Origin of the sequence: Acidisoma cellulosilyticum (assembly GCF_020621385.1) — a bacterium.
GTDB lineage: Bacteria > Pseudomonadota > Alphaproteobacteria > Acetobacterales > Acetobacteraceae > Acidisoma > Acidisoma cellulosilyticum.
Map to the genome: position 1 here is coordinate 128,397 of NZ_JAESVA010000011.1, position 20,000 is coordinate 148,396.

The window sequence follows — 20,000 nt, forward strand, 5'->3', positions numbered from 1 at the left end:
GCCATATGATTCCGTCTGACCGGGATCTGCTCTAGGACTGTATCATGGATATTGGCGTTTTTATTCCCATCGCAAATAACGGCTGGCTGATTTCCAAGACCGCGCCGCAATATATGCCGACCTTCGCGCTGAACAAGGCGATCGTCAAGAAGGCCGAAAGCTACGGGTTCGATTTCGCGCTCTCCATGGTCAAGCTGCATGGGTTTGGCGGGGCAACCGAATTCTGGGACCATGCGCTGGAATCCTTCACGCTGATGGCAGGGCTGGCGGCCGTCACCAAGACGATCAAGCTTTATGCCTCGACCGCCGTTCTGACCTTGCCGCCCGCGATTGTGGCGCGCATGGCGACGACGATCGATTCCATCGCCCCCGGCCGGTTCGGGATCAACATCGTCTCCGGCTGGCAGTCCGCGGAATATTCGCAGATGGGCGTTTGGCCGGGTGACGCCTATTTCGGCTATCGCTACAAATATTCGACCGAGTATGTTCAGGTCATGAAAGACCTGTGGGAAATGGGACGCTCGAATTTCAAGGGCGAGCATTTCCAGATGGATGATTGCCAGGTTGGCCCATTGCCGTCCGCGCCCGTGAAAATCGTCAGCGCCGGGCAGAACGACAAGGGCATGGAGTTCGTCGCCAAATATTGCGACTTCAATTTCATCAATGGCGTCGGCGTCAATACGCCGACAAAACACGCGCCGACCGTCGAGCGCCTGGCGAAGGCGGCCGAGGCAACGGGACGCGACGTCGGCTCCTATGTTCTATGCATGGTCATTGCCGACGAGACCGACGACGCGGCCTTGGCCCGGTGGGAGAACTACAAGGAGAATGCGGACCAGGAGGCGCTGTCCTGGATGTCTGATCAAGGTAATGTCGACAAGACGGCGTCGAGCCAGTCCATCGCCAAGACCCAAAGCCGGCCGGAAGGCGCGATCAACTTCAACATGGGAACCTTCGTCGGGTCCTTTGCTCATGTGGCAAGGATGCTCGACGAGGTGGCGAGCGTGCCTGGTACCAAAGGGATTATGCTGACCTTTGATGAGTTCCTGACCGGGCTCGATAATTTCGGGGAAAAGATCCAGCCTTTGATGGCATGCCGGTAAAAAGCTCTCTGTGGTGCGGTCGCATAGCTGGGCTATGCGGCTGCACGGCGCCGTCAGGTTTGCGGTGCGGATGGGGCGTGACCGGCCGCTAGCTCTGTTCGACTGCTGTCTTCTGATCGCCGGTTCCCCACAACGCCTTCGCATCGGCACCGGCGGCGACCAATGCTGCGGCGGTGCCTCTGTGCATAACAGAGCGGATCGCTTGGCGCTGCTCCGCATCGATTGAGGACCACCCGAGCGCGGGAAGCCGACCGTCATGATCGCGCCGGAAGGCCGAGGCCTGCCCCAAAAGGGCAATTGCCATGATCTGGCACTCTTCGTCTGCTGACGGCCTGCCTAGCAATTTCGCGATCAGTGCGGCAGCCGGCTTCAGGATCAAGCTTGCGGTGGAGTGATAAAGCCAATCATCACCTTCCGGCGGCTCGATAGCCGCACGGGTGAGGAGGAGAGACCAACTTGGCTTCCATTGCAGGCCAGAACGACCCAGCATGATGTCGAGCCAGCTATCAAGGCAATTCAGAAGGAGAGGATAGGCTTCGTTCGCCTGGACAGCTTCACCCGCTAAAGCTGCCGCAACCTTCTCAGCGACCGGGCGAATGGCTTCATCGATCTGCCTGACGACATGATCGAGAGCCGCACGGTAGAGCTGTGGCTTGCCACCAAAATAGTAGGACAGACCGGCGAGGTTCACGCCGGCCTGGGCCGCCAGCGTACGCGTGCTCGTTCCCCGATAGCCGTTCGCTGCAAATTCCTCGACCGCTGCGTTGAGGACGCGCAGGCGCGCGACGTCACCGCGTGATGCCTTGTCCCCGGGAGCACTCGGCGTGTTGTGGGAACGAACAGCGCGTGCTGCGAGGGGTTTTGAAGGCATGGCGGCACTATACCCTTGGTCTTCTCAGCAAGAGAAGATCGTCAGGAAATAAATCAAACGATTGACTTTATTTTAAAGCCAAGCTTATTGGACCTCGATCAGGGAATGGGGTCATGATGCCTGAACGCGTCTCATCGGTGCCGTTACGTAGGGATTGGGTAGCCCGTGCGATGTCCGGCGGCCGTCGTCTGCGACAGGTGACAATTGCAATGGTGCTGCTGGCGTTGCCCCTGGCGGGCTGCGCAAAAACAGGCAGTTCCCCGGCGATAGCGCTCTCTGAGCCGAGCAGTTCCGCTCAGCCGATACAGTTGATTGTTGTCGTGACGAACGACCTGCCAAGCCCCGTCGCAGGCACAATTCCACGGGTGGTTGATGCGGTTCTGGCACGGGAGCTTTCGGATAGGCTCGGATCACCCGGTGTCCTCGTCTCTGTCGAACAAGCCATGCCCCCCGACCGCGTGCCAGTGGCTGGCGCGCTTTTAATCCATTGCTCCGTCACACGCCTCCGGGTCGGCAACCAGGCATTGCGGATGACTGTCGGGTTCGGTGCTGGTCGGTTCAATATTGTCACCCGCACATCCGTTGTGGACTTGCGACGCGCCTCGGTTGCCGACCTCGTGAGTTTCCAAAGCCATAGCACAACCGGGTCCATGCCGGGTTCGGGGCTAGGTTTGGCTTTTGCAGCAGGAAGCGGCCAAGTCATCGGCATGGTCGGCGGCGGGGCGGGACTGCTCCTCGATGCGCGACAGACCGCGAGTGAGCGTGCCCGGCAGGTGGCGGACAGTGTATCGGGCCAACTACGCGCTTATTTTCAAACGAAGGGATGGACGGGATTGTCCAATCCACCTCCAGCCAATTCAGCGCTCAGCGGTGGAGCAGCTTTGGCGCCCCCGCGGCCTTTTTCGACGAGCTAGATACCACCGGCGCCTGAACTGGTTCGGTCGCCTTTCGCTGCGATTGGGGCAGCCTTTAGAATCCGTCAGGTTTAGGTGGAAACGACCCCTTGCCCCGTCATGGCCGGGCTTGACCCGGTCATCCAGTCCTTGGGCGCCCCAACGAATGGATGCCCGGCTCGGGGGCCGGGCATGACGATATTAGGGACAAGCTTCAGTTAAAATCAGACAAACTCTAGTCGGGTGTTCCGCCAATATGTGAGGGAGTGAATTCCTCGATCCGGCTGATGATCGCCTCGCCGTCGAATGGCTTGGCGTAAATGGCGAGGGCTCCGACAGCCTCGGCGCGCCTCAATACCGAGGTCTCGGGGAAAGCGGTGATGAAGATGACCGGTATCGTTATGCCAAGATTGAGCAAGATGGCTTGAAGCTCGAACCCGCCGATATCCGGCATCTGCACGTCAGTGATCAAGCAAGTTGTCTCATGCAGAAGCGGCGAATTTAAAAACGCTTCTGCGGAAGCAAAGGCATGGGCTGTGAAGCCATGTGATCTCATCAGGCTGCGCGTCGCACTTCTGACGTCTTCGTCATCATCGACAATGGAAATAACCTCAGTCAAAGACATCGTGTTCCTTGCAAGCCATCCTAGGGCGGATCTCGTCCTGCCTGATGCCGCAAACATCTCACGTTCCGTGCCGGGCCACCATTATACAGAGGTTTGCCTGCATCATCCGCCCGCGCGGTCAGTCGCTGTGCAATCCCAGGCTTTCCGCCATTCTCACGAGATCAGCGAGTGTGCGCGCACTCATCTTCCGCATGGCGCTGCCGCGGTGAATTTTCACCGTGATCTCGCTCAAACTCATCTCCGCCGCGACCTGCTTGTTCATCAGACCCTTCGTGACAAAGGTCATGACCTCTTTCTCGCGCAGAGTGAGCGTGTCGTATAATTCCTTGATCTGAGACGTTGCGCGTGTCGATGCCCGCTGCGTTTTGTCGACCTCGATAGCCCGCGACACGGCGTCCAGCATATCCTGGTCACGGAAGGGCTTGGTTAAAAAATCCAATGCACCGGCTTTCATGGCCCTGACCGTCATCGGGATATCGCCATGGCCGGTCATGAAGATGACGGGCATCGCGATGCCCGCGCCTTGAAGACGCATCTGAAAGTCGAGCCCGCTGACTTCAGGAAGACGGATGTCCAGTATAAGGCAGCTTGGGACGTCCGCGAGCGTCGCGGACAAAAACGCCGAGGCAGACCCAAAACCGCTGACACGCAGACCGACCGAACGGAGAAGGCTGTCCAGAGCTTCCCGAATGGCCAGGTCATCATCGATAACATAGACCACCGGTGCTGAGATCGAGGGATCGCCAATCCGTCCTGCATGATCCATCATGCCGCGTCTCCGTTGATGATTGGGAATTCGAGGCAGAACTGGCTGCCCTGACCAAGCGTCGAGTTGACCCAAATCCGGCCGCCATGGGCCTCCAGAATGGAGCGCGAGATCGACAGGCCCATTCCCATGCCATCGCGTTTGGTACTGTAAAATGGGTCGAACAGCTTCCCGACCATATCCGCCGGAACCCCTTTACCGCGATCCTGCACCTCAACGGTCGGCGCATGATCCCGGCCGAATCCCGTTACGATCGAGAGCGCTCTGTCTGGGATCGGAACGCCATCCATCGCCTGGCAGCCGTTCACGATAAGGTTGATCAGAACTTGCTGAAGCTGGATGCGATCCCCGTACAGCCGTGGAAAATCTGAAGCGAGATCGAGATGCAGGGAGACATTGTGGCTGGTCAACTCCCGATTCAGGAGAGTGGCAGTGTCCAATATGACGCCATTGAAGTCGATACTGCTGTAGTCAGGCGTGCTTCGCCGTGCCAGATCCCGCAGGCGCGCCACGACGTCACTCGCGCGCTGCGCATTCGCGATCATACGCTCAACCGCGATGAGGGCTTCCGGCAGATCAGGCTGGCCCCGCTTCAGCCATCGATTGCAGGCCTGACCATTGGTGACGATCGCGGCCAAGGGCTGATTGACCTCATGGGCAATGGAGGCGGTCAATTCACCCAGGATCATGACGCGGTTCATATGAGCGAGTTCGGCCCTGCTCGCATGGAGCGCATCCTCCGCGCGCCGCCGCTCGGTAATGTCGTTATTGGTTTCCATCGTCGCCGTCGGCTGGCCTTGCCTGTCCGATTTGAGCGACCAGCGGCTGACGACATGCACCTCGGTGCCATCGCGCCTGGTATGGGTCACTTCACCGTTCCAACGGCCGGTGCGCTGAAACTCGGCCAGGACCTCGTCGAGGGGATTATGGAACTTCGTTTGTAAAAGGATGCTCGCCGACTGGCCAATCGCCTGTTTGCGTTCCCACCCATAGAGTTCTTCGGCGCCTTGCCCCCAATAGGTGATGATGTCTTGCCTATCACGTACCAGGATCGCGTCATGCGTGAGGTCGAGCAGGCTGGCCTGCTCCTGAAGAGAGGCAGTCCCTTTGGCATTGCGGAGCACGAGTGCGGTTGCGATCCCGATGGCCAGCATACTGACGATACAGCGACCGATCGCCGCATCGCTCGTCATGCCCAGATGCGTCATGGCAAAACTCGTCGCCGTGAGCATCACGCAGCCTGCCGATATAGCGATGATGCCGCGCCACCCGGTGAAGCGGGGGGCCAGCATAACGACGGTGACGTAGAGGACCGCCACCGCAAAATCGATCATCATCAGCGTATCGATCGCAAATATCAGAAGGGCGACAAGGCCTGTAATGACCGGCAGAATCCCCCAAGCAGGCTCGTGCGCAGCGGGAATTCGTCTAGGCATCCGGAAAAGGCTCCAGTTTCGGCGATGGGACAGTCAGCCAAGAAAAATCAAGCTTTGGCCTTGCGCAGTGGATAGCAGCCGGTGGTCTTCACGTCATCGGGGTAAGCTCGTCATCGACGTTCTGCAGAAGTTTAATTTCCCGTCCCTTGGTTTGTGCTCCCTCATACCTTCGTATAGTCGGCCCGGGCCTTGCGCTGCATTTTGGCGCTAAGATGGCGGGCGCATCCAAGCGTTCATACCTCAGTATGGCCAGCCCCATGCCAAGGGTGCGCAAGGCGATATTTGAGTAGAATTACTGTGGCAGAGGCTGCGCGGTATCACCGTCTCATCAACACGGGATGAGGCTCATGAACAAGCTTTCAAAACTAATCGCTATTGCTTCGCTATTCGGGACTGTCACACCGGCGGTTGCCATGGCGGCACCGGTCAAGAATATCGTCCTCGTGCATGGCGCATGGGTCGATGCCGCTGGCTGGCAGCCCGTGTTCAATATTCTCAAGAAGGATGGCTATAAGGTCACGATGGTTCAGGAGCCGCTGACAAGCCTCAGCTCCGACGTCGCAGCAACCGAGCGCGTGCTGTCCGAACAGAATGGCCCCTGCATTCTGGTCGGGCACAGCTACGGCGGGTCCATCATCACCGAAGCGGGGGTGGACCCGCATGTTGTGGGCCTCGTCTATGTCGCGGCGCATGCCCCTGACGTCGGTGAGGACGAAGGTGAGCTGGGCAAGAAGATGCCGAGCGTCCTCGCCAAGCAGGCTGGCGCCATCGAGAAGACCGCGGATGGGTTTACCTATCTGCGCCGGGATCTCTTCCCCAAATATTTTGCACCGGATCTGCCGCTGTCACAGGCTCAGTTCGAGGCGCAGTCGCAAATCCTGACCGCGGCGTCTGTCTTCTCGACGCCTTTGACCGCCGCTGCCTGGCGGACGAAGCCGAGCTGGGGAATCGTCGCCGGGGCGGACCAGATCATCAATCCAGATCTTGAGCGTTTCTACTACAAACGTGCGGGCAGCCACATGACCGTCATCCCGGGCGCCAGTCATTCTGTCTACGAATCCCATCCGGCCCAAGTTGCGGCCGTTATCGAACAGGCCGCGCAAAAGGCCGAAGACCAAACACCGTAATTCCGCTTCTGCGTCCGATCTTCGTTCAAGCAGTCAATGCCTCAGGCGGTCGGACAGCATTGGCGGATACCGTTCCTATTGATTTTTCTCCCTTAGAAAGAAGACTAAAATGAAAATCGTTCAGTTCATGGGTGCAGCGATCACTCTGACGATGCTGGGTGGCGCCGTCGCCTCCGCGCATGCCATCGCGTCCTCGCAGATGGCCGGTCCTCAGCTGCCTTCCGTCACGCGTCTTGCGGCGGCCATGTCGACCCCGTCCTTCACATCCAATATGCCGGGCGCGGCGACCATGCGGATGATGTCGAAGGCCGACCTGATGCCGAAGAAGCTTCCCCTCGCGAATTTCGGCCAATGGAACGAAGCCGCTTCCGAGAATTGATGACGGGGCATCGGGGCTCCCGATCGTCTTCACGATCCTGAACGCCGAGATCCGATTCAGGTTCTATCTTACCGAATATGGAGGAATTCAATGAAGCTGCTTTATACGATTTCTGCTCTTCTGTTGACGATTGCGGTGTCTGCTTGCGCCACACACCCTGCGCCGCATAAATTGACGGCGTCGGCTCCTGGCGATAATGCGGCGCCGTCCGCGTCGTCCTGGTAGTTGCCATTTGGAAGGCCATCAAATGGCGATCCGCCGATTGATGGCCTTCCAATATTTCCCTCATGGGGTGCGCCGCATCGTCGGTGACCCAGGACAAGCCGAGGACGTGGTGCAGGAAGCGTTTCTGCGCTTTCGCAGCGGCACGGGCCTTTCGGCTGTCTTTCTGGTCGGCGCCGCCCTGGTGATCAGTTCGGGTTTGGTCGCAACCGCGCTCATCCACCGCCCCGCAGCGGATGTTTCATACATTGTGCTTTCCGCACGCCGAATGGCTTGAAGGTCGACTCCACGCGCGTAGGATAGGGTTTCATGATCGCGATGACGATAGACATCGCTTCGCCCTGTGATGAGCCCGCAAACCGCGCATGCCCCCATAAGGGGGCCTCCTCAATCTTATCGCGCGTTAGAGCAAGCCCACGACCGGATGCGGGACGTAGTCAAGCTCCAGCCGCTCAATCTCATTCTTGTCGAGGGCAAGCTCCAATCCGAATCCAGGCGCCGATGTGACAGGAACAGCGTTTCATGACGAACGCCACGGTATGCGACGTAACGAGTGGTTCGGTTAAGGTAGGTTAAGCCGGCGTGTAGCCGGGTTTTTTGTAGAGCAAATCCGGCTTGTCAATGATGTCTGGCTTGAAAACCTTTGCGCCCCACTCGGCGGGATCGAAATCTTCAATACTGACGGACAAGGCCTCATCCGGAACCTGAGCTGAATGCATGATGGCCTTGGTCAAGGCGGTGGCGATCAAATGCTTGTTTTCGTCGGACCGTCCGACCGCAATTTTAACAATGATGTGTGGCATTGCTGTCCTTGCAAAGAAAATGGCGGGCGCAAAGATGCGCCCTGCTCATTTATCAGGCGCCGTATTGCTCGTCGGTGACTTGTTCCATCCAATCCACCGGCGAGCCGTTGAGCTTTTCCTGAATGGCGATATGGCTCATCGCGGTCGTGGGCGCAGCGCCATGCCAGTGCTTTTCACCTGGCGGGAACCAGACCACATCGCCGGGGCGAATTTCCTCGATCGGACCGCCCTCACGCTGGACACGGCCGCAGCCGCCGGTGACGATCAGGGTCTGTCCCAGCGGATGGGTATGCCATGCGGTGCGGGCACCAGGCTCGAAAGTCACGTGAGCGCAGCCAACGCGCGCCGGGTCGGGCGGACTGGCCAGCGGGTCGATACGCACCTTGCCCGTGAACCAGTCGGCGGGCCCCTGACCGGAGGGCTGACTGCCGCTTCGCTTAATATCCATAAACCATTCTCCTGCGTCGCAAATCTATTGGTGAAAGATAGCGTTCAATCGGGCAATCTATTAGAGGCTAAATTACGCATGAACCTATAAGCGGACCTTCTTAATGGCTGAGCATGATCTGAACGATCTAGTCGCTTTTATTGCCGTCGCTCGCGAAAAAAGCTTCACACGCGGCGCTGCCAAGCTCGGCGTTTCGCAATCCGCGTTAAGCCAGACGATACGCAGCATGGAAGCCCGCCTGGGCCTCAGGCTTCTGACCCGAACCACGCGTAGCGTCGCGCCGACCGACGCCGGTGAGCGGCTGCTGCGCACGATAGGCCCCCGTATCGAGGACATTCAAGCGGAGTTGGCGGCCCTTAGCGAACTTCGGGACAAGCCTGCGGGAACGGTCCGCATCACCGCGGATGAGAACGCCGCTCACGCCATCCTTTGGCCGGCGGCCGAAAAGCTTCTTCCGAACTATCCGGACGTGAAGGTCGAAATCATCATCGACTACGGCCTGACCGACATCGTGGCGGATCGTTATGACGCGGGGGTGCGGCTTGGCGGCATTGTCGCGAAAGACATGATTGCCTTGCCCATAGGCCCGGAAATGCGCATGGCAACGGTGGGATCTCCCGCCTATTTCAAAAATCGGCCGATCCCGCGAACGCCGCATGATCTGGTGGGTCATGTTTGCATCAACCTAAGGCTGCCGACCTATGGCGGTCTTTACGCGTGGGAATACGAAAAAGGCAAACGCGAGTTGAGGGTCCGCGTTGACGGCGAACTCGTCTTCAATAGCGTTCCGTTGATCCTCAAAGCCGCTCTGGCGGGCTTTGGCCTGGCGCATATGACCGACGATCAGGTTCAGCCTTATATCGAGAATGGGCAGCTCGTGCGGGTGCTAGCCGATTGGTGCCTGCCTTTTGCCGGCTATCACCTTTATTACCCGAGCCGCCGGCAGCCTTCGCCGGCATTTACCCTGATTGCGGAAAAGCTGCGCTATCGCGCCGTTCCAGCGATCGGCTAAGCGCCACCTTGCTGGTCGCTCGACATCTTCTCGTTCTTTAGCGCGTATTCGACCCGCGGTGCATGGCCGAAGAATTGCTTGTATGCGCGACTGAAGGCCGCCTCGGACTCATAGCCAATGCGAAGCCCGATTTCTCCAACCCTTGCATTACGCCGCTTGAGCATATCGCGCGCCAAGGTCAATCGCCATTCGTTCTGATACCGCACGGGTGAGCGGCCAACGAGGGCTGTGAACCGTTCACTGAAGCTGGAACGGGACATGCCGACCAGATCAGCCAGACCGTCCACACTCCATCGCTGCATCGGCTGCTCATGAATGGCTTTCAAGGATCGGGCGATACGCGCATCGGCAAGTCCCCCCAGCCAGCCTGATGTTTCGCCACGGTGAACCCATGTCCGCAACGTGCGGATAACCAGCAGGTCGATTATCCGCGAGATCATCAGCGCGCCGCCCGGCTGGCTGTCACCGGCCTCGATCAACACGAAGTGCAGCATTCCCTCGATCCAATCGGCACCTTCGGCTCGCCGAATATGAATGTGCTGCGGTAGCGCGAACACCATGGTTTGGAGGGTATCCGGATTAAACCAGAAGCGGCAAAGGGCGACTGTGGTGCCTGCTTTCAGCGCGACCAACTGCTTTTCGCCCAGACCGCGCGGCAGCAACAGCAAGTCACCCGCCTGGATAATGTCGGACGCCTGATTGTCCGCCCGTATTTCCAACATACCGGCGGTGACGATGATAATATGGGCCTCGTCAGGACCCAATGTCAGCGCCTCCTTTTGTGCAAGGGTCTGCGAAAAGACCTGATCTCCGGTGAGGTGAATTTGTGCCAGCACGTGGGAGAGCAGGTCCCCGGCAGTAGCGCCCTGCGGCTCGTGCTCTGGACGATTGGTCAAGTTTTCTAGTGTTTCTGTCATGGCCATACAGAGCCTATGCCGATACCTTCCAGTCCATAAACTGTCGTTCTACAGAAATCGCGTCATAATTATTGCACCAAATCCAGTAAATTATGATCGATAATAAGTTTGGCACCTAATCAACTCCCCAGCAAGGCAGCTCAGAAATCGGGCCAGGCCATTGCCGTTTTGCCATCATCAGACGATGGCCAAGGATAGACAATTTCAGATGAGCCCGCAGAACAAGCAAGCGCCTGACATAGGCACCGAAACCCGATGGCTGAAGTCCTACTATTTATCCCGCGCCGGGTTTTCCATTATCTGGGTCGCATGTGCATTCACCATAGGTCAGACAATTCCGATCGCAACCGCTTTGCTGCTCGTTTATCCGGCATGGGACGCGGCCGCTAACTTCGTCGACGCCAAGCGGAGCGGTGGCTTGGCGAGCAACAAAAGCCAGATGCTGAATTTCGTGATCAGCGTTGCGACGACACTTGCCGTGGCGATTGCGCTCACAAAGAGCATGAACGCCGTTCTGGCTGTGTTCGGTGTATGGGCAGCGCTTTCGGGCCTATTTCAGCTTGTTACCGGCCTGCGGCGCTGGAAGTCCTATGGTGCGCAATGGGCGATGATCCTGAGCGGTGGTCAGTCTGTTCTGGTCGCGGCCCATTTCGTCGCGAAGGCCCGCGGCCATGCGCCCGTCGACGTGACGACGGTCGCACCCTATGCAGCATTTGGCGCCTTCTACTTCCTGGTCTCAGGGGTTTGGCTTCTGGTGAGCGACGCTCGCCGCCGTTCGAACCGCATGGCGGCATGACCGATCCTGATTGCGACGACAATGATGTGCAACTTACCCTATAACATGAAAGAGGCTGACTATGAATAGAAAAATCATCACCGCGGCAGCAGTTGGCATCGCCATTCTGGGTGCTATCGCACCGGCCGTGGCGGCATCCCAGCATGTCCGCGGCTCAGTCGTGGCAATCACCGACACTGAAATAACGATCGCCACCCGCAGCGGCGCCACTGAAAATTTTGCCGTCAATTCAGGCACGCATTTTCTGGGTGAATCCACCGGCACGATGGCAGATATCAAGCCCGGCAGCTATATCGGCAGTGCCGCGGTCCCCATGGCCGGCGGCAGCGGGAAGCTCCGCGCGCTCGAAGTAACCGTCTTTCCGCCCGCCATGGCAGGGATCGGAGAGGGCCATTTCCCCTACGACCTGGGCAAGAGCAGTTCCATGACGAATGGCACTGTCGGCAATCTTGTCGCATCCAACGGCAATACGATGAAGGTCAACTACAAGGGCGGGGAGAAGACCATTGTCGTGCCCGCCGATGTGCCGGTCGTCACCATCGCTCCGGGCGCGGCCAATGAAATCACCAGTGGCGTCAAGGTGATCATCCTTCCGGCAAAAGGCGATCCAAATGCCGCTGGCGCGGTTCTATTCGGCCGCAACGGCATCACGCCGCCGCAATAAGCCAAGGTTCAAAGACCCGGTAGAAAACCTCAGGCGGGAGCTGCCTTCGCTCCCGCCCGAAGCTTGGACCATTGCGTTGCGCAGCCATTTCCCAAAACAACGGCAAGCGGGCCAATGCTCATGCCGGGAAACGGAGACCGACCAGGCTATCGGTTATGTGCAAGCAAACGAGCAAATCATCTCAAACAAGCGGCGATTTGTCTTTAGACGATGCTTGGCGATAGCGTTTGCTGGCTTGGTCCCAGCAATCCTATATGAAGGCGCTCGCGCGAATGGCTTTGCGCAGGCGCTGGCAGGACTGGCAATTGCGCTTCTCACGGCTCATGCATTCCTGCTTCTCGGCGCCATTCGCACCATCACATTTGCCAGCATATGCTTGGCCATTACCTTTGCGGCCGAGAATCTCTCAATTGCGACGGGAGTGCCGTTCGGCCGATACCATTTTTTGTTTGGGCAGGGCTCGCTCCATATCGGAGCAGTCCCTTTTATCATCGGGCCAGTCTATTTTGGTTTCGCCTATCAGTCATGGATTATCGCTTCTGTGATATGCGGGTCCGCATTCAAAGAGACTCACGATCGTCTTTCACTGTTTGCCGTTCCAATTGTGGCGGCATTTACGATAACGCAATGGGACCTGGTGATAGATCCCTCAAACGCGACTGTCGATAGAAATTGGGTTTGGCAAAATGGTGGTGGGTTTTTGGGAGTGCCCTTGTCGAATTATCTGGGGTGGTTTCTGACCACCTGGATCGTCTTCCAGCTTTTCCAATTGGCTATTCATCTAATTCCGAGCCGGGTCTCGCTTAAGCAGCAAGGATCAGGATTCTTGATGCTTCCAATACTGACCTATATGGCTTCCGGTTTGTGCTACGTGATTCCGCCCTTTCAACCCGATCGCTTGATCATGGACGGCTCTGGCCGTGTTTGGTCGACCGCAGCGATCAGAACCGTCGCTGAAACACTGGCTCTCCTTACGATTCTCCCGACCGCGTGTTTCGCCTTGATCCAGCTTGCCCGACACACCAAATGATAAATGCTGCATCAGCAGCGCTCCACTTTTCCGAGGCAAGTCCAAAGCCGAGGGAAGGCATGAGAGAGGCGCGCTAATCGGTGCGGCCTGTACGCCCGCCGGGGCGGGCCGAGAAATGTCCTGCGATGACGATTATGCCGGAGACGTCCTTCAGTGGAATATGCGGCAAGGGCGCTGGCGCCGGGCCCCCTACGACCGCGCCATCGCGCGCCGGGTCGTATTCCGATCCATGGCAGGGGCAGAGAAAAAAATTCTCGCCGGGAATCCACGACGAGACGACGCAGCCGGCATGAGAGCAGATCGCCGTAAAGGCGCGCAGTTGGCCGGCCGCCGGGCCTGCTGACTCAGGGCTCAGCCGCAAAAGCAATAATTGACTGAACAATGATTTTCGCAACTGACCGTCAGGCTTGCGGGGACAAACGAGCATAGGCGGTGCGCCCGCCTGGATAGCGTCCGTGCGCAGGGTTTCCTTCGGCTGGTCGACCGGGCTGAGCGTGTCACCCGGCGCAGGCCAGTCCGGAGCACCGAAATTCAATGCATGGGCTGACTTGGCCAGGGCCGCGCAGCCGACGGAGGTCTGCAGCAGCGTGCGGCGCGAACAGATCATGAGTGGGATCATCCTTTACCAAGATAGACGAAGACGGTCAGTCAATGTCAGGCAGGCGCATGGGGGCGACGATGATGTCCGGCCAATGATCGCTATGGGGTGTCAGTGACAGATGAATGCGGATGAGCTGGGGCGGACTATTGCCGCTCCAATCCGTCACCCAACCAGCGGGCTGGCGCCCGCCTGATCGGTAATAGGCAAAGGCGATTGCATCCACATTTGGCAGTAGCACCGACACTCGTGACAAGGGTGGCGCCAGCCAATGAGCATGAAATTCAGGCTGCCAGCGCAACAGAAGGCCAAGACCCGGCTGCACGATGAGACGCATCCTGGCCAGCCTTGTCGGGCCGATCGGCGCATTGACCGGCAAGTCCGCGTTAAATTGCAGACTATTCGGTGAACCGACGATCGCGGGATTATGCGGGTCATAGCCCGGTGCCAATCCCGCCAGCAAAGCGCGCAGGGTGCGATCCGTGGTATCGAGAGCGCTGTCCCGCGCAATGGTCCTGTTCTGATAGTCCCAGGCATGCATACCGAAGCGCAGGCCTTGCGCCAGACCCGCGACGATAAAGCCGAGCACGACGAGCGCCACAAGGGTCTCGACCAAGGTGAAACCGGCGTCCGGCACTGTCTCACCACGCTTCACGGTGACGCCGCGGGTGCCGACGTGGTGCCGACACGTTCGCTGTCCAGCTCGACCTGCCGCCGGCGATGCTCGCCCCATGACATGCCAACGCTAATTGCATAGAGAGTGGCATGGGCAGCGGAGGGCCTTGCGTTGCCGCCGGGCAAGGCAAGGATCACCGGTGCGGAGGCAAGCTGGACGATACGGACATGCCAGTGAAAGCCATCCCCCTCATCGCCCTGACGGTCACTCGGCTGCAAAGCGGGGCCAATGGCCGCGAGATGCGAGCGGGCGCGGGTTAAAGCTTCCTGATAGCGGTTCGAAAGGCTGGCGGAGCGCATACCGTCCAACGCGGCGCCCGCCAGCACCGCGAAGGCAAGGCTCGCGATGATGAAGGCGACCAGGACTTCGAGTAATGTGAAGCCCGCATCAGCGGGCGGCGGCTTAGCGGGCATGGCTGACATCGACCCGGCCGGTGAGCCAATCGATGGCGATGCGAATCCTGTGACCTTGCGCACCCAACAGAATGCTGCCGCCGCTTGCGCTGCCGTCCGGCGCGAAGACGAAGACGGCGCGGCGCACGGCCGGACCGTCATTGGGATAAAGGGCCAGCGGCAAGGATGCCGGAACCGGCGTCTGACCGACACCGTCGACGAAAATCCGGTGGTCAGATGCATCAAGCGATACGGCGACCGGCGCGTTGCGGGCGATCGCCTCGCTGCGGGCCAAGGTCAGGCTTTGGACGATCTCGCTCGCCGTCGCCCGCGCGACGACGCCCGCGCTGCGGGGCGGGCCGCTCGCCATGATGATCACGGCGGTCAGGCCAAGGATCACGATGACGACCAGCATCTCGATCAGCGTGAATCCGGCCTCATGATCTCCATGCCAGTGCCTACTGGGCAAGGGTATTCAGCCCGAGCATCGCCTGCATGACCGAACCGACGATGAGGGCGACGATGCCACCCATGCCGATGGTAATCATCGGCGTGAGCAGCGAGACCATGCGTTGCACGGTCAAGCGCACACGCTCCTCATGGAGTTCGGCGGCGCGCAGGGCCATGGCGCCGAGCTGCGCCGTTTCCTCACCCAATTGCAGCAGATGAATGGTCCGCTTGGGGAAAAGTCCCGATTGTGCCAGTGGGCGCGCCAGGCCGCCACCCTGCCGTGCGCCTTGGCTGGCGGCATCCAGCGCAGCGACACCGGCCGTATTACCCAAAACCTCGCGCAGAATATCCAGAGCGTTGATGAGCGGCATCCCGTTCAGCAGCAGAGTGCCAAGCGTTCGCGTCAGACGCGCGGCCATGATTTCGCGCGCCAGCGGCCCCAGCAAGGGCAAATGCAGCCGCAGCCTGTCGAAGGACAGACGCAATTTCGGCTGCCGCAGCATGCGCTGGGCCAGAAGCCCGGCCGCCCCGGCAACGACGAGGAAGGGCAGTCCCCATTGGCTGATGAGATGCCCGGCATCGATCATCATCTGGGTGGACCAGGGCAAGGCCGCACCGCTTTGCTCGAACATCGGCACGAACTGCGGCAGAACATGCGTGAGCAACAGAATGATTGACCCGGCTGCCGCCAGCAGCAGGACCGCCGGATAGATGAGCGCGGAGGTAACGGTCGCCGCCAGAGCACGCTCACGCTCCAGCAGTTCCGTGAGCCGAGCGAGCGTCTGCGCCAACGCGCCACCGGCCTCGCCGGCACGGATCAGGCCGATATAGAGGCGCGAGAAACTATTGGGGACCGCAGCGAGAGAATCGGCAAAACTATTGCCATCACGCAGGCTATCCCGCAGCTTGCGCAAAATCAGCGCGACGCGGCGATTGGGTGCGATCTCCGCCGCAAAAAGCAAGGCGCGATCAAGGTCCTGTCCCGCCGCCAGCATCGCCGCGAGTTCACCGGTGATATTGGTGACCTCCTGCTTCCGCAGCCCGCCACCGGGCAGAAGATTGATGCTAAGCCAAGCCCGCTTGGCTTTACCCTCGGCCTCGGCGCGCATGAGGATGCTGCCCTGCCGGCGGAGAAGCGCGATCAAAGCAGCTTCGTCCGCAACCTCCTGCACGCCCTCGATGATTTTGCCGCCGGCCGCGATTGCGCGGTACTGGAAACGTGCCATCGGCCGCCCTCAGCTCTCGGCCCGGATACTGCGCATGACTTCTTCGATGGTGGTGACACCCGCCAGGGCCGCATCCAGGCCGCTTTGGAACATCGTCACCATGCCGGCCGATACAGCGGCACGCTCGATCTCGCTATAATCGGCGCGCTTGAAGATGAGCCGTTCCACTTCTTCATCCGGCACCAGAAATTCGGCAATGGCCAGACGCCCGCTATAGCCGGTGCCACGACACTGGTCGCAGCCCCTTGCGTGGCAGAGCCGGATGGGACGGTCCGGCTCCGCGCGCGGACGTGTATGGAGACTGAAACGCTCGACGAGTTCGGGGGGCGCTTCCGTCTCCCGCTTGCAATGCGGACAAAGGCGCCGCACCAGCCGTTGTGCCAATACGCCGCGCAATACCGCCGTCATCAGATAGTCTTCCAACCCCATGTCGCGCAGGCGCGCGATGGAAGCGGCGGCCGAATTGGTATGCAATGTCGACAAAACCAGATGTCCGGTCAGGGCCGCCTGCACTGCGATCTGTGCGGTTTCCAGATCGCGGATCTCACCCACCATGATGACATTCGGGTCCTGGCGCAGGATGGAGCGGAGCAGTGACGCAAAATTCAGACCGATCTGGGGGCGTACCTGAATTTGGTTGATACCGCCGAGCTGAAACTCGATCGGATCCTCGATCGTGACAATCTTGCGGCTGACGGAATTCAGACCCAATAGACCGGTATAGAGCGAGGTCGTCTTGCCGCTGCCGGTGGGACCGGTCACCAAAACAATGCCGTTCGGCAGTTCCAGCGCCGTGCGGAACGCGTCTGCGATGGCCGCAGGCAAGCCGAGACGTGCAAAATCGAAACTGACCGCGCCACGGTCCAATACGCGCAGCACGACGCTTTCACCATGCAGCGACGGCACGGTGGAGACACGAAAATCCACCTCCTGCCCGCGCACAGCCAGGCGGATACGACCATCCTGAGGCAGGCGACGCTCGGCAATGTCCAGATGCGCCATGATCTTGATGCGCGAGGTGATGGCGGCTCGCAATGCGACCGGCGGGCTTTCCGCCTCATGCAACTCGCCATCATAGCGATAACGGATACGGAGCTTGTCTTCCTGGGGCTCTATATGGATGTCGCTCGCATGGGTTTCGACGGCGCGCCAGATGATCTGGTTGACAAGGCGAATAACGGGCGCATCGCTCGCGAGGTCGCGTAATTTCTCGGCATCATCCTCGACGGCTCCGGAGGATTGCTCGGTCTCTTGCGGTGCGTCCTCTGTCGGATAGAGGCGATTGAAGGCCGCTTCGATGTCGATCGGGATGCCGATTTCTATAGCCACCGGCTGGCCGAGCGCGGCGGATAGCGCTTCCGCCACGAAATCGTCCAGCGGATCGGCGAGCACGATAATGGCGGTATCGCCGTCTTCGCTGACCGGAATCGCCCTCGCCTGGCGGAGAAAGTCGAGAGACAGGCGGTCCTGCCAAAGCGGTGCTTCAGGGTAACGGCTTTTCTCGGCAAACGGCAGGCCCAAAAGCCTGGCATAGGCGGCGGCCAGGGCAAGCTCGCTGATCACGCCAAGCTTGCCCATGACGATATCCAATCGCTCGCCGTTTTCCTCCGCGACACGGCGCGCGCGCTCAACGGCGCGCGCTTCGCATTGCCCGCTGTCGAGCAGCAGCGCGATCAGCCGCGTAACGGGATCGGCAGCCGGCACGTCAATCGGGTCGGACAGGATTGTTGTTAAGGGCATGACATTCTACTGCAGAGTTCTGACCTTTGCCGTCATCAGCATCTGGAAAGGAAGGATGTGGTGACGGCAAAGGTTATATGACTGCAAGTGACAGGACGATGACAGGTGAGTTTGGTGCGCAGGCAAGCATGGTCGGAATGATAATGCCGGTTTGGCTTTTCCTGCTGATCCTGGCGCCCGTGATCGGCAGTTTTCTGGGCGTGATCGTCCGCAGGCTGGGGACCGGGCAATCCATTATCTGGGCAAGGTCGAACTGCGAAAATTGCGGTGTGGCGATCGCCTTCTACGATCTTGTCCCACTCGTCAGCTTTTTGCAGTTGAAAGGCCGTTGCCGGCATTGCCGCAGCCGCATTTCCTTCTTCCATCCGGCCATCGAGATCTCGGCCATTCTCGTCGCTGTCTGGGCGATGACGGTCGATAGCGGCAATGGCCTGATCGCCTCCTGCCTCCTTGGCTGGATGCTTCTTGGCCTCGCTTTGTGCGATATCGCCCGCTATCGCCTGCCGGATGGACTGACGCTGCCATTGCTGCTGGCAGGGCTTGGCGCGACCGCAATGTTGATGCCGGAAGCGGTGGCGGATCACGCGCTCGCGGCAGCCTTGGCCTATGGGCTGTTCCGCACGATCGGCTGGCTGTATCAGCGCCTGCGCGGCTTGGCCGGGTTGGGGCAGGGCGATGCCAAGCTTCTGGCCGCATCCGGCGCCTGGCTTGGTCTTTTTGCGCTGCCGAATCTCATCCTTATCGCGGCTGCGTCGGCACTGATTTTCGCATTGCTTCTGAAGGTGCAGGGCCGGGTGATCGATCGGCAGACAAGGCTGCCCTTCGGTCCGTTCATCGCTTTGGCGACCTGGCTGCTTTGGCTCTACGGACCGCAAGATGTCTTCAAGTTTTCACCATACTTACTGACTGTTTTGAAATAGCTGTCGAGCCGCGCTTAGAACCTGCTGTTCGTATTCTTCGCTTAAAATGGCGGTATGGGAGTGATAATAGCCGACGGCCTTGAGAAGGTCGCCATGGGCTTCGTTGAGATAGGTCCGCATGATGGCCCCGGCGGCCGCGATATTGAAGCAAGGGTCATCAACAAGACGTCTGTAGACGACGGCTTCCGTGAAGCCCGAATAGGCTGCCAGCGGGTGCAGCCAGATCGTGTTGACTTGCATCACGCCCAGGTCTTCCGTGCCATTGGCGTCCGCGCGTACGACGCCGGCATCGCCCCCTTCGACATGTTGGATCGAAGGAAGAACACGCGGCGGCAGCGCATAAAGATGGGCGACGAGCGCCATGCAGGCGAGAAACCGAATGGGCATCCATGCTCTCCGGACAATCCGGGCGATTTGACAAAGCGTTGCGCGATAGCAACCGGGAATGATGAGGTGAGTAGAATGCCCATGATACGACAGAAAGTGAAGGCCGCCGCGGACGAAGGCTTCACGCTGCTTGAAGTGCTTGTCGTCATCGTCATCATCGGCCTGCTTGTGGGTTTCGTCGCGCCGGCCGTGCTGCGTCAGTTGGGTGGCGCGCGCGTCTCCGTCGCGAAACAGTCTATCGAGCGTCTTAGCTCCATTCTGGACATGTATAAGCTCGATGTCGGGTCCTATCCCTCGACCGCGGACGGGCTTACAGCGCTCGTCACTCAGCCCTCGGATGCGTCTAACTGGAGCGGGCCCTATCTGAAAGGTGACGGCACGCTGCTTGATCCTTGGAATCATCCCTATGTCTATCGCAACCCATCCAATCGTAGCGCCCTGGACTATGATCTTTGCTCTCTCGGGCCAAACGGCCAGAATGGGTCCGAGAATAGCGGCAATATGATCTGCAATCACTGA

Annotated in this window: 25 protein-coding genes; 11 read left to right on the plus strand and 14 right to left on the minus strand. The window is 59.4% G+C overall.

The window, feature by feature from the left end:
• The first annotated feature begins 44 nt into the window (after positions 1-44).
• Complete coding sequence (gene rutA / locus ACELLULO517_RS23300) at positions 45-1,103, plus strand: pyrimidine utilization protein A (protein ID WP_227309839.1); 1,059 nt, start codon at positions 45-47, stop codon at positions 1,101-1,103.
• Between the two features lie 88 nt (positions 1,104-1,191).
• Here rutA and ACELLULO517_RS23305 read toward each other — a convergent pair whose 3' ends face one another.
• Entirely contained in the window at positions 1,192-1,974 is a 783-nt protein-coding gene (locus ACELLULO517_RS23305) for a CerR family C-terminal domain-containing protein (RefSeq protein WP_227309840.1), read from the minus strand.
• 209 nt (positions 1,975-2,183) lie between these two features.
• Here ACELLULO517_RS23305 and ACELLULO517_RS29070 point away from each other — a divergent pair, with 209 nt between their 5' ends.
• The gene (locus tag ACELLULO517_RS29070; RefSeq protein ID WP_227309841.1) at positions 2,184-2,888 is read left to right on the plus strand and encodes a DUF4410 domain-containing protein; all 705 of its coding nucleotides are present in this window, start codon (positions 2,184-2,186) and stop codon (positions 2,886-2,888) included.
• Between the two features lie 214 nt (positions 2,889-3,102).
• Here the strand turns inward: ACELLULO517_RS29070 and ACELLULO517_RS23315 are convergent, their stop codons facing one another.
• The 3 genes from ACELLULO517_RS23315 to ACELLULO517_RS23325 form a co-directional block, all read right to left on the minus strand.
• Positions 3,103-3,492 carry a response regulator transcription factor gene (locus ACELLULO517_RS23315; RefSeq protein ID WP_227309842.1) on the minus strand — a complete coding sequence of 130 codons (390 nt, stop codon included), beginning with the start codon at positions 3,490-3,492 and terminating at the stop codon, positions 3,103-3,105.
• Between the two features lie 118 nt (positions 3,493-3,610).
• Positions 3,611-4,261, minus strand: a complete 651-nt coding sequence (locus ACELLULO517_RS23320; RefSeq protein WP_227309843.1) for a response regulator transcription factor — start codon at positions 4,259-4,261, stop codon at positions 3,611-3,613.
• Positions 4,258-5,694 carry a sensor histidine kinase gene (locus ACELLULO517_RS23325; RefSeq protein WP_227309844.1) on the minus strand — a complete coding sequence of 479 codons (1,437 nt, stop codon included), beginning with the start codon at positions 5,692-5,694 and terminating at the stop codon, positions 4,258-4,260. The genes ACELLULO517_RS23320 and ACELLULO517_RS23325 overlap by 4 nt, the downstream gene beginning before the upstream one ends.
• 347 nt (positions 5,695-6,041) lie before the next feature.
• On the opposite strand from ACELLULO517_RS23325, the gene ACELLULO517_RS23330 reads away from it, so the two are divergent.
• From ACELLULO517_RS23330 to ACELLULO517_RS23340, 3 genes are all read left to right on the plus strand, one after another.
• Positions 6,042-6,821, plus strand: a complete 780-nt coding sequence (locus tag ACELLULO517_RS23330; protein WP_227309845.1) for an alpha/beta hydrolase — start codon at positions 6,042-6,044, stop codon at positions 6,819-6,821.
• Positions 6,822-6,930: 109 nt separating this feature from the next.
• On the plus strand, positions 6,931-7,200 hold the full coding sequence (locus tag ACELLULO517_RS23335) for a hypothetical protein (protein ID WP_227309846.1): 270 nt from the start codon (positions 6,931-6,933) through the stop codon (positions 7,198-7,200).
• A gap of 247 nt (positions 7,201-7,447) precedes the next feature.
• Positions 7,448-7,699 carry a hypothetical protein gene (locus ACELLULO517_RS23340; RefSeq protein WP_227309847.1) on the plus strand — a complete coding sequence of 84 codons (252 nt, stop codon included), beginning with the start codon at positions 7,448-7,450 and terminating at the stop codon, positions 7,697-7,699.
• Positions 7,700-7,994: 295 nt separating this feature from the next.
• On the opposite strand, the gene ACELLULO517_RS23345 is transcribed toward ACELLULO517_RS23340, so the two are convergent.
• Together ACELLULO517_RS23345 and ACELLULO517_RS23350 are read right to left on the minus strand one after the other, a co-directional pair.
• A complete protein-coding gene (locus tag ACELLULO517_RS23345) occupies positions 7,995-8,225 on the minus strand; it encodes a tautomerase family protein (RefSeq protein WP_227309848.1) in 231 nt (76 codons plus the stop codon).
• Positions 8,226-8,277: 52 nt separating this feature from the next.
• On the minus strand, positions 8,278-8,673 hold the full coding sequence (locus ACELLULO517_RS23350; protein WP_227309849.1) for a (R)-mandelonitrile lyase: 396 nt from the start codon (positions 8,671-8,673) through the stop codon (positions 8,278-8,280).
• 103 nt (positions 8,674-8,776) lie between these two features.
• Here ACELLULO517_RS23350 and ACELLULO517_RS23355 point away from each other — a divergent pair, with 103 nt between their 5' ends.
• Entirely contained in the window at positions 8,777-9,685 is a 909-nt protein-coding gene (locus ACELLULO517_RS23355; protein WP_227309850.1) for a LysR family transcriptional regulator, read from the plus strand.
• Here the strand turns inward: ACELLULO517_RS23355 and ACELLULO517_RS23360 are convergent.
• Positions 9,682-10,602, minus strand: coding sequence for an AraC family transcriptional regulator (locus ACELLULO517_RS23360; protein ID WP_227309851.1), 921 nt, complete (start codon positions 10,600-10,602; stop codon positions 9,682-9,684). The genes ACELLULO517_RS23355 and ACELLULO517_RS23360 overlap by 4 nt on opposite strands.
• A gap of 418 nt (positions 10,603-11,020) precedes the next feature.
• Here ACELLULO517_RS23360 and ACELLULO517_RS23365 point away from each other — a divergent pair, with 418 nt between their 5' ends.
• The 3 genes from ACELLULO517_RS23365 (at position 11,021) to ACELLULO517_RS23375 (ending at position 13,092) form a co-directional block, all read left to right on the plus strand.
• Positions 11,021-11,398 (plus strand): DUF308 domain-containing protein, encoded by a 378-nt coding sequence (locus ACELLULO517_RS23365; protein WP_227309852.1) that lies wholly within the window; start codon positions 11,021-11,023, stop codon positions 11,396-11,398.
• A 61-nt stretch (positions 11,399-11,459) separates the two neighbouring features.
• The gene (locus ACELLULO517_RS23370) at positions 11,460-12,062 is read left to right on the plus strand and encodes a hypothetical protein (RefSeq protein WP_227309853.1); all 603 of its coding nucleotides are present in this window, start codon (positions 11,460-11,462) and stop codon (positions 12,060-12,062) included.
• Entirely contained in the window at positions 12,010-13,092 is a 1,083-nt protein-coding gene (locus tag ACELLULO517_RS23375) for a carotenoid biosynthesis protein (protein ID WP_227309854.1), read from the plus strand. Before ACELLULO517_RS23370 ends, ACELLULO517_RS23375 begins: the two co-directional genes overlap by 53 nt.
• A gap of 73 nt (positions 13,093-13,165) precedes the next feature.
• Here ACELLULO517_RS23375 and ACELLULO517_RS23380 read toward each other — a convergent pair whose 3' ends face one another.
• The 6 genes from ACELLULO517_RS23380 to ACELLULO517_RS23405 are packed head-to-tail and all read right to left on the minus strand — an operon-like array spanning position 13,166 to position 18,174.
• Entirely contained in the window at positions 13,166-13,699 is a 534-nt protein-coding gene (locus ACELLULO517_RS23380; protein WP_227309855.1) for a QcrA and Rieske domain-containing protein, read from the minus strand.
• 37 nt (positions 13,700-13,736) lie between these two features.
• Entirely contained in the window at positions 13,737-14,345 is a 609-nt protein-coding gene (locus ACELLULO517_RS23385; RefSeq protein WP_227309856.1) for a PulJ/GspJ family protein, read from the minus strand.
• Positions 14,342-14,779 carry a type IV pilus modification PilV family protein gene (locus ACELLULO517_RS23390; protein ID WP_227309857.1) on the minus strand — a complete coding sequence of 146 codons (438 nt, stop codon included), beginning with the start codon at positions 14,777-14,779 and terminating at the stop codon, positions 14,342-14,344. Before ACELLULO517_RS23390 ends, ACELLULO517_RS23385 begins: the two co-directional genes overlap by 4 nt.
• Complete coding sequence (locus tag ACELLULO517_RS23395) at positions 14,769-15,227, minus strand: GspH/FimT family pseudopilin (RefSeq protein ID WP_227309858.1); 459 nt, start codon at positions 15,225-15,227, stop codon at positions 14,769-14,771. The genes ACELLULO517_RS23390 and ACELLULO517_RS23395 overlap by 11 nt, the downstream gene beginning before the upstream one ends.
• The gene (locus ACELLULO517_RS23400; RefSeq protein ID WP_227309859.1) at positions 15,217-16,434 is read right to left on the minus strand and encodes a type II secretion system F family protein; all 1,218 of its coding nucleotides are present in this window, start codon (positions 16,432-16,434) and stop codon (positions 15,217-15,219) included. The genes ACELLULO517_RS23395 and ACELLULO517_RS23400 overlap by 11 nt, the downstream gene beginning before the upstream one ends.
• Positions 16,435-16,443: 9 nt before the next feature.
• Positions 16,444-18,174, minus strand: a complete 1,731-nt coding sequence (locus tag ACELLULO517_RS23405) for a GspE/PulE family protein (RefSeq protein ID WP_227309860.1) — start codon at positions 18,172-18,174, stop codon at positions 16,444-16,446.
• 143 nt (positions 18,175-18,317) lie between these two features.
• Here ACELLULO517_RS23405 and ACELLULO517_RS23410 point away from each other — a divergent pair, with 143 nt between their 5' ends.
• A complete protein-coding gene (locus ACELLULO517_RS23410) occupies positions 18,318-19,094 on the plus strand; it encodes a prepilin peptidase (RefSeq protein WP_227309861.1) in 777 nt (258 codons plus the stop codon).
• On the opposite strand, the gene ACELLULO517_RS23415 is transcribed toward ACELLULO517_RS23410, so the two are convergent.
• Complete coding sequence (locus tag ACELLULO517_RS23415; RefSeq protein WP_227309862.1) at positions 19,074-19,481, minus strand: lytic transglycosylase domain-containing protein; 408 nt, start codon at positions 19,479-19,481, stop codon at positions 19,074-19,076. The genes ACELLULO517_RS23410 and ACELLULO517_RS23415 overlap by 21 nt on opposite strands.
• 75 nt (positions 19,482-19,556) lie before the next feature.
• Here ACELLULO517_RS23415 and gspG point away from each other — a divergent pair, with 75 nt between their 5' ends.
• A complete protein-coding gene (gene gspG / locus ACELLULO517_RS23420; RefSeq protein ID WP_319796447.1) occupies positions 19,557-20,000 on the plus strand; it encodes a type II secretion system major pseudopilin GspG in 444 nt (147 codons plus the stop codon).

Excerpts from the sequence above, each read along its gene's own strand:
- ACELLULO517_RS23340 (WP_227309847.1), top strand. The coding sequence starts at position 7,448 with ATGGCGATCCGCCGATTGATGGCCTTCCAATATTTCCCTCATGGGGTG.
- ACELLULO517_RS23390 (WP_227309857.1), bottom strand. The coding sequence starts at position 14,779 with ATGCCCGCTAAGCCGCCGCCCGCTGATGCGGGCTTCACATTACTCGAA.
- ACELLULO517_RS23335 (WP_227309846.1), top strand. The coding sequence starts at position 6,931 with ATGAAAATCGTTCAGTTCATGGGTGCAGCGATCACTCTGACGATGCTG.
- ACELLULO517_RS23355 (WP_227309850.1), top strand. The coding sequence starts at position 8,777 with ATGGCTGAGCATGATCTGAACGATCTAGTCGCTTTTATTGCCGTCGCT.
- ACELLULO517_RS23330 (WP_227309845.1), top strand. The coding sequence starts at position 6,042 with ATGAACAAGCTTTCAAAACTAATCGCTATTGCTTCGCTATTCGGGACT.
- ACELLULO517_RS29070 (WP_227309841.1), top strand. The coding sequence starts at position 2,184 with ATGGTGCTGCTGGCGTTGCCCCTGGCGGGCTGCGCAAAAACAGGCAGT.
- ACELLULO517_RS23405 (WP_227309860.1), bottom strand. The coding sequence starts at position 18,174 with ATGCCCTTAACAACAATCCTGTCCGACCCGATTGACGTGCCGGCTGCC.
- ACELLULO517_RS23370 (WP_227309853.1), top strand. The coding sequence starts at position 11,460 with ATGAATAGAAAAATCATCACCGCGGCAGCAGTTGGCATCGCCATTCTG.
- ACELLULO517_RS23400 (WP_227309859.1), bottom strand. The coding sequence starts at position 16,434 with ATGGCACGTTTCCAGTACCGCGCAATCGCGGCCGGCGGCAAAATCATC.
- ACELLULO517_RS23410 (WP_227309861.1), top strand. The coding sequence starts at position 18,318 with ATGCCGGTTTGGCTTTTCCTGCTGATCCTGGCGCCCGTGATCGGCAGT.
- ACELLULO517_RS23360 (WP_227309851.1), bottom strand. The coding sequence starts at position 10,602 with ATGACAGAAACACTAGAAAACTTGACCAATCGTCCAGAGCACGAGCCG.
- ACELLULO517_RS23415 (WP_227309862.1), bottom strand. The coding sequence starts at position 19,481 with ATGCCCATTCGGTTTCTCGCCTGCATGGCGCTCGTCGCCCATCTTTAT.
- ACELLULO517_RS23320 (WP_227309843.1), bottom strand. The coding sequence starts at position 4,261 with ATGATGGATCATGCAGGACGGATTGGCGATCCCTCGATCTCAGCACCG.
- ACELLULO517_RS23315 (WP_227309842.1), bottom strand. The coding sequence starts at position 3,492 with ATGTCTTTGACTGAGGTTATTTCCATTGTCGATGATGACGAAGACGTC.
- ACELLULO517_RS23350 (WP_227309849.1), bottom strand. The coding sequence starts at position 8,673 with ATGGATATTAAGCGAAGCGGCAGTCAGCCCTCCGGTCAGGGGCCCGCC.
- ACELLULO517_RS23380 (WP_227309855.1), bottom strand. The coding sequence starts at position 13,699 with ATGATCTGTTCGCGCCGCACGCTGCTGCAGACCTCCGTCGGCTGCGCG.
- gspG (WP_319796447.1), top strand. The coding sequence starts at position 19,557 with ATGCCCATGATACGACAGAAAGTGAAGGCCGCCGCGGACGAAGGCTTC.
- rutA (WP_227309839.1), top strand. The coding sequence starts at position 45 with ATGGATATTGGCGTTTTTATTCCCATCGCAAATAACGGCTGGCTGATT.
- ACELLULO517_RS23345 (WP_227309848.1), bottom strand. The coding sequence starts at position 8,225 with ATGCCACACATCATTGTTAAAATTGCGGTCGGACGGTCCGACGAAAAC.
- ACELLULO517_RS23305 (WP_227309840.1), bottom strand. The coding sequence starts at position 1,974 with ATGCCTTCAAAACCCCTCGCAGCACGCGCTGTTCGTTCCCACAACACG.
- ACELLULO517_RS23325 (WP_227309844.1), bottom strand. The coding sequence starts at position 5,694 with ATGCCTAGACGAATTCCCGCTGCGCACGAGCCTGCTTGGGGGATTCTG.
- ACELLULO517_RS23375 (WP_227309854.1), top strand. The coding sequence starts at position 12,010 with ATGCCGCTGGCGCGGTTCTATTCGGCCGCAACGGCATCACGCCGCCGC.